A 6,189-nucleotide genomic window follows, 5' to 3' on the forward strand; every position below is an offset into this window, starting at 1 on the left:
TTTTCCTTAGTAAGAAAAGGTATAATATTAAACATGGCTATAATTCATGAATAGATTCCTCGGTGTTTGTGGACTCATTATTTTATTGTGTGGAGGTGGTCATTTGCTTCTTGCACAAAGTGGAGGACAAAAGTCTTTTGAGTTTTTGTCATTACCTACTAACGCACGAACCGCGGCCCTGGGAGGAGTTAATGTTTCCTGGTATGGGGATGATGTAAACCAGTTCCTTTCCAATCCGGCATTATTAAATACTGAAGTTTCCAGGCATCTGGCCTTGAACTATTTGGATTTTTATGCGGGTATAGGATATACCAATCTTGTTTACGCCTTCAATAACGAAAAAACAGGAAATTGGGGAATTGGTATGCAATACCTTAATTATGGAGAAATTGAGGGAAGAGATGAAACCGGGGTGGAAACTGGGAAATTTAGAGCCAGTGATTTTGCAATAAACGTTTCCAAAAGTCATCAAATTGGCCCTATAAATATGGGGGTGAATTTACGTTTTTTATATTCTGGCGTAGAAAGTTTTAAAGCCCAGGCGTTGGTGGCAGATATAGGAGGGGTTTTTAAGCATCCCAATCAGGATTTAAGTATAGGCTTGGTCTTTAAGCATGTGGGTTTTCTTTTGAGTGATTTTAGTGCAACCAGCAATTCGAAAATTCCGTTTGACGTGCAAACGGGGGTTTCCTTTAAGCCAACTCATATGCCCGTTCGTTTTTCTTTGACAGCATATAATTTGGTCAATAAGCTTTATGAGGAAAAGGAAAATTTAACAGAAGAACAGCAAGCAGAGGAACCCTCTGTAGTAGATAAAATGGCTCGACATTTGGCGATTGGCCTTGAATTATTGCTTAGTAAGAATTTCAATGTCCGTGCCGGTTACAACCATTTGCAACGAAAGGAGTTAAGATTAGAGGGGACTTCCGGGGGAGCAGGTCTTTCGTTTGGCTTTCAGGCCAAAATTAAAGCTTTTGAGTTGGCTTATAGTCGGTCTTTTTACCATACTGCCGGAGGAACGAATTATCTTACTTTCGGAGGGAATTTAGACTCACTTTTTAAAAAGAAACTTTGATTCAAAAAAGAATCGTAAAGTTAAGTTGAATAGCTATTTATTTTAAAGATTTTATTTCATGTTAGAGAATGGAAATTATTTGACCCCAAGACAAATTGTTGAGGAGTTAGATAAATATATTATCGGGCAAAATGATGCGAAAAGAAATGTTGCCATTGCATTAAGAAACCGATGGAGAAGGATGAATGTAAAGTCCGAAATCCGGTCGGAAATAATTCCTAATAATATCCTGATGATTGGTGCTACTGGGGTGGGGAAAACGGAGATTGCCCGAAGGTTGGCCCGCCTGGCAGAGGCTCCCTTTAGTAAAGTGGAAGCTTCTAAATTCACTGAAGTAGGGTATGTAGGCCGGGATGTGGAGAGTATGGTTCGGGATTTAGTGGAACAATCTATAAATCTGGTTAAAAATAAAAAGAAGGAGCAAGTTCAGGAAAAGGCAGAAATAGCCGTAGAAGAGATTATTCTTGATGCCTTAATTCCGCCAATTAAAGGAAGTTCTGGAGTTAAAAAACTTACTCCAGAAGGCCAGGTACCTGAAAGTGATGAAGAACTGAATGAGAGAACCAGGGAGCGTTTCCGTGAAAAAATTCGTAATGGAGAGTTGGATGAGCGTAAAATTGAAATAAGCGTGAAACAACCTAATGCTGCAGGGGTAGGAATGATTGGTGGTGGCTTTATGGACGAATCTTCCATGATCAATTTACAGGAGATGATTGGTGGAATGATGCCTAAAAAGTCGAAAAAAAGGAAAGTTTCCATTGGTGATGCTAAAAAGCTACTTTTTGAGGAAGAAGCTGCAAAGCTTATTGATATGGACGATGTGAAGGACGAAGCTATTGCTAAGGCAGAAAATACAGGAATTATATTTATTGATGAGATCGATAAAATTGCTGGTGGTTCTGCTAAAGGTGGCAGCGGTGGACCTGATGTAAGCCGTGAAGGGGTGCAAAGAGATCTTCTTCCTATTGTAGAGGGTAGCGCTGTTAATACTAAATATGGAATTGTCCAAACGGAACATATCCTTTTTATTGCCGCTGGGGCCTTTCATGTGTCCAAACCATCGGATTTAATCCCCGAATTGCAAGGGCGTTTTCCGATCCGTGTGGAATTAGAAAATCTTACCAAAGAGAATTTTTATCAAATCTTGAAAGAACCTAAAAATGCCTTGACCAAACAGTATGAGGCTATTTTTGCTGCTGAAGGTGTTGAGTTGGCATTCCAAGAGGAGGCTTTGGAAGAAATGGCGGAAATGGCCTTTAATATAAACACTGAGGTGGAAAATATAGGTGCACGTCGTTTGCATACCGTGATGAGCCAATTGCTAAACGATTTTCTATTTGATGTTCCTGACGTGATTGGGGCTAATGCTAAGATTTCCATTACCAAGGAGATGGTTCGTGAAAAACTTAGCGGTTTGATTAAGGATAAAGATTTAAGTCAGTTTATCCTTTAAAAGGAAAAAGTTGTAGAGAACTCATTCTTTAAAGATTCAAATAATATGAAGCAGAGCCATTGGCTCTGCATTTTGCATTTTAACCATTTTATATGAATTTCTACTTTATTACTGGGACCAGTCGTGGACTAGGAAAAGGGTTGGCAGAGGTACTACTTAGTTCAGAAGAAAATCGAGTAATAGGAGTTTCTCGCTCAAAAACAATTGAGCATGAGAGGTATAAACACATTGCAGTCGATCTATTAAATCTGGATGAAGTAGAAAAAGAGTTATCTTCTATTTTTTCTACGGATGAAAGACCTTCTTCCTTGGTGTTGATAAATAATGCAGGGATTTTAGGAGAAATGGCTTATTCTGGTGAATTATCTTCAAGAAAGGTAGAGGATGTGTTTAAGCTCAATGTTACCGTTCCTGCAGTGTTAATGAACGAATTTATACGGATTTTTGCGGATGTATCTGTGGATAAAACCATTTTAAATATTAGTTCAGGAGCAGCAAGAAATGAATACGATGGATGGTCAAATTACTGTGCTTCAAAAGCTGCTTTAGATATGCTTTCAAAGGTTATTGCAGTTGAACAGAAAATAAAAGGTAATCCTCTCAAAATTTATTCAGCAGCCCCAGGAGTGGTAGAAAGTGCTATGCATGAACAAATAAGAAGCACAAATCAGGAAAACTTTAGTGCAAAGGGAAAGTTTCTGAATATGAAAGCAAATGACCTTTTGATGAGCCCTCAGGATGCAGCAAAAAAGTTACTTTATTTAATAGATAATTCCAGTGATTACCCTGATGTTATCCAGGACGTTCGTGATTTTGTTGTTTCTTAAAATCTTGGCTCATCTACCTTCTTGGGATAATCAAAAAATATAAATTTCCCTTTTTGAGTACTGATGTCAGTCCACTTTTTACAATTGAATTCAAAAGCTACAATGCCGCAAGTAGGAATATTATCAATATCCAGGGAACCTATCTGATTGGCTAAGTCCGTTATTCCAGGGTTATGTGCAAAAAGCATTAGGCTATTAACTTGATCTTTCTGATAACCAATAATATCAAGAATATCCCCCGGGCTAGCCATATACAGGTCTTCATAAGTCTGAATATTGGAAATAGGGTAATTGATGGCTTTTGCGATGGCTTTAGCAGTTTTCATGGCACGTTTGGCCGTGCTTGAAATTAATAGATCGGGATGGATATTTTGGTTGGCCAGTCTTTGACCCATATCGGGGGCATTCTTTTTTCCCCTTTTATTTAATGGTCGTTCATGATCATTGATAAAAAAGTTGTCCCAACTGGATTTAGCGTGCCTTATCAGATAAAGGGTTTTCATGGGTAAGGTTTGAATTAGGAACAACGAAAAACTAATCCTAGTGTCGAAGGGAATAATTCTAGCTTTAAAGAGCCTTGAAATCAAATCGTACTTCGAAAGCCTTAACTACTCCTTATCATGTTTTAACGATTTATTATATTACCAATAATTTCCCATTTAAATTCCAAAAGATATTATGGGATATAAAAGTCAAATTTAATTTCATTCATACACTTAAAATGCCCTAAGGGACATTGGGAAAAACCCTTAACAGAGCAAGGACGACATTTTAAGTTTTTCCTTTCAAAGATAGTGAAATGAGTGCGATAAGGGTATTGCCCAAATTCTGGTATTGTATTTCCCCAGATGGTAAAGGTTTCTTTTTTAAATGCAGCAGCCAGATGAAGCATAGGGGAGTCGTGGGTAAATACAGCCAGTGCATTTTTAATCAGGGAAGCTTGTTGGTTAAAGTTGAATTTGCCACAACCATTAAAAATTTCGGCTTTTTTACCTAATTTTTTTAATCCTGGTTCATAGGCTTTATTTTCTTCTTTTCGCTCAAAGAATGCTTTTATTTTTTCTCCTTTTTCTCTGTCTTCCTTTCCTCCTATAATTAGAATGGGGCGATTGATTTTATCACACAATTCAATCATACGTTCCAAGGGAAGTTGCCTTGTCGCAAAGGGTGCTTCTATGGCAAATAAAATATATCCTTTTTGGTGTGATTTTGGCAACCATTGTATTTCTATCTCATCTTTTTCTGGGATAAAATAGTCAAGACCCAAGTTATCGGCCTTCAGGTGAAAAGGTTTTAAAGTTGCCAAAAATCGATCTACAAGATGTTGGCTCCCAGGTTTATTTATTTTGAAACGTACCATTAACCATTGCTTCAGGTTAATTTTAGGGTAGGGAATGACTTCGGTTTTTAATAGCCATCTGAAAAAATAGGTTTTCCTGTCATTTTGAAGGTCAATGATATGATTGTATTGTTCTTTTTTGAGTGTTTTTATTAATTGAATTTGGTTGTTTTCTTTCAGGTATATTTTATCCAGATAAGGATTAGCGGCCAGCAAGAAATGATGGGAAGTTTTTGTTAAGTAATGTACTTCGGCGTCTAATTGGGTTTTCAGAAGACGGATAATGGGGGTGCTTTGTATGATTTCACTTTTTCCTGAAAGTCGAAGAATAAGAAATTTCTTTTTGGACATAGTAGAGATGTTACAAATTAAGAATTATGGCCTAGGAATTAAGAATTTGGAGATGTTCAAACTCTTAATTCCTAATCCTTAACCCTAATTTTTAAAATGGTCCCAACCTTGAGCAGTTAAAGGGACCGCATTTCCGCCCTTCGTTATTAGTTGCAGCCCATTTTCTTTGGTATCCATATAACCTACGGTACTTATATCAGCGTGATTTTTCAACTTCTCATAATCCTCCTGTTTAATGGTGAAAAGTAATTCATAGTCTTCTCCACCATTTAAGGCACAGGTCACAGGATCAAGGTTAAACTCCACAGCGGTTTTGTATACCTCCTGGTCAATTGGTAATTTATCTTCATAAATTTTTACTCCCAATTGAGAACCGCTACATATGTGGAACAATTCTGACGCTAATCCATCAGAGATATCCATCATTGCTGTTGGAACGATTCCTAATTCTGCCAGATCATAAATTAAATCCATGCGAGCTTCAGGTTTTAATTGTCGGCCCACCATGTATTCATACTTGGACAAATCTGGTTGCATTTCAGGATTGGACTGAAAAACTTGTTTTTCCCTTTCCAGAACCTGTAAACCTACGTAGGCAGCTCCTAAGTCTCCACTAACACAAATAATGTCCCCTTTATTAGCCGTATTTCTTTTGGTAATCGTATTCTTTTTGGCTTCACCAATGGCTGTTACTGAAATCACTAAACCTGAAGAGGAAGAAGTCGTATCGCCACCCACTAAATCCACTTTATAGTTTTTGCAGGCAAAGGCAATTCCTTCATATAATGCTTCTATCGCCTCAACAGAAAACCGATTACTAACGGCAATATTTACTGTTACCTGCTTAGGTATAGCATTCATGGCGGCAATATCCGACACATTGACAGCAATCGCTTTATAGCCCAAATGAACCAGAGGCATATAGCTTAGGTCAAAATGAACCCCTTCCAATAGCATATCGCTGGTAATTACCTTAAAATGATCACCTGCATCAATAAGAGCGGCATCATCTCCAATTCCTAGTATTGAACTTTTGTTGGTGATGGAAAACTTTTCCTTGATCCTGTCGATAAGACCAAATTCACCCAACTCCCGTAATTCCGTTCTTTTTGGTTTTTCCTCCATGCCACAAAAATAAATAATA

At 37.7% G+C, this 6,189-nt stretch carries 6 protein-coding genes; 3 read left to right on the forward strand and 3 right to left on the reverse strand.

From position 1 onward, the window contains the following. The first annotated feature begins 46 nt into the window (after positions 1 to 46). The 3 genes from porQ to E1171_RS09600 all read left to right on the forward strand — a co-directional run bounded on the left by porQ (position 47) and on the right by E1171_RS09600 (position 3,355). A complete protein-coding gene (porQ, locus tag E1171_RS09590; RefSeq protein ID WP_155205785.1) occupies positions 47 to 1,075 on the forward strand; it encodes a type IX secretion system protein PorQ in 1,029 nt (342 codons plus the stop codon). 58 nt (positions 1,076 to 1,133) lie between these two features. Next, positions 1,134 to 2,528, forward strand: coding sequence for an ATP-dependent protease ATPase subunit HslU (gene hslU / locus E1171_RS09595; protein ID WP_155205786.1), 1,395 nt, complete (start codon positions 1,134 to 1,136; stop codon positions 2,526 to 2,528). A gap of 92 nt (positions 2,529 to 2,620) precedes the next feature. Then, complete coding sequence (locus E1171_RS09600; protein ID WP_155205787.1) at positions 2,621 to 3,355, forward strand: SDR family NAD(P)-dependent oxidoreductase; 735 nt, start codon at positions 2,621 to 2,623, stop codon at positions 3,353 to 3,355. Here E1171_RS09600 and E1171_RS09605 read toward each other — a convergent pair. The 3 genes from E1171_RS09605 to thiL form a co-directional block, all read right to left on the reverse strand. Then, on the reverse strand, positions 3,352 to 3,858 hold the full coding sequence (locus E1171_RS09605) for a SixA phosphatase family protein (RefSeq protein WP_155205788.1): 507 nt from the start codon (positions 3,856 to 3,858) through the stop codon (positions 3,352 to 3,354). The two genes, E1171_RS09600 and E1171_RS09605, sit on opposite strands and share 4 nt — an antisense overlap. 173 nt (positions 3,859 to 4,031) lie before the next feature. Further along, entirely contained in the window at positions 4,032 to 5,045 is a 1,014-nt protein-coding gene (locus tag E1171_RS09610) for a glycosyltransferase family 9 protein (protein ID WP_155205789.1), read from the reverse strand. Positions 5,046 to 5,129: 84 nt separating this feature from the next. After that, positions 5,130 to 6,170, reverse strand: a complete 1,041-nt coding sequence (gene thiL, locus E1171_RS09615; RefSeq protein ID WP_155205790.1) for a thiamine-phosphate kinase — start codon at positions 6,168 to 6,170, stop codon at positions 5,130 to 5,132. Positions 6,171 to 6,189: the final 19 nt, after the last annotated feature.

This window comes from Xanthovirga aplysinae, from assembly GCF_009711365.1.
Classification (GTDB): Bacteria; Bacteroidota; Bacteroidia; order Cytophagales; family Cyclobacteriaceae; genus Xanthovirga; species Xanthovirga aplysinae.